Below are 518 nucleotides of genomic sequence, written 5' to 3'. Positions count from 1 at the left end.
GTTTGTGTGATGAGACCAGTTTCTGGAAGAACGGAGGCATCCATGCACCCACGCGAGTTCATTGCCAAGCACATCAAGGCAACGCTGGAGAAGGAGGAATTTCCCCCTCATGCGGTCTCGCTGGGGGTGAAAGAAGCCACCTTCTTTTTCGACCGAACACCCAGCTTCGCAAAGGGGAAAGTGTTCGATGAGTGCCTCAAGGCGGCCCGTGCAGTAGCCAGGGTCGCGAAGAAGGCCAAGCCATGATCCGGGGAGCGGGTCATATCTCAACAAAGGGGCGAATAGAGAAAACGGAATCTATGGTCACTCCCGTTTTTGCAACACCGATTTTGACGACAAGTTGGCTTGCTTGAATCTATCCGGCGTCTGAATGGGATTTTATTCCCGCGCCTCGATGAGTTCCGCGCCTGATGAACCTCCAGAAAATATACGGCTTCAATGAGCCTTTCCGTTTTACAGGTTCCTCAACAGGCCGGTGGGCCGTTAGTATCATCAATATCAGTATTCGCAAAACCAGA

General features: G+C 52.1%; 1 protein-coding gene. It reads left to right on the top strand.

Features of this window, described 5'->3' with window-relative positions; all coding sequences use genetic code 11:
* The coding region (locus R7040_RS29910) for a hypothetical protein (RefSeq protein ID WP_318098113.1) at positions 1-246 on the top strand (246 nt) is incomplete at its 5' end.
* Between the last annotated feature and the right edge of the window lie 272 nt (positions 247-518).

The sequence above is a fragment of the Vibrio sp. 1069 genome (genome assembly GCF_033340555.1).
This window is presented reverse-complemented; position numbering and strand designations above follow the sequence as displayed.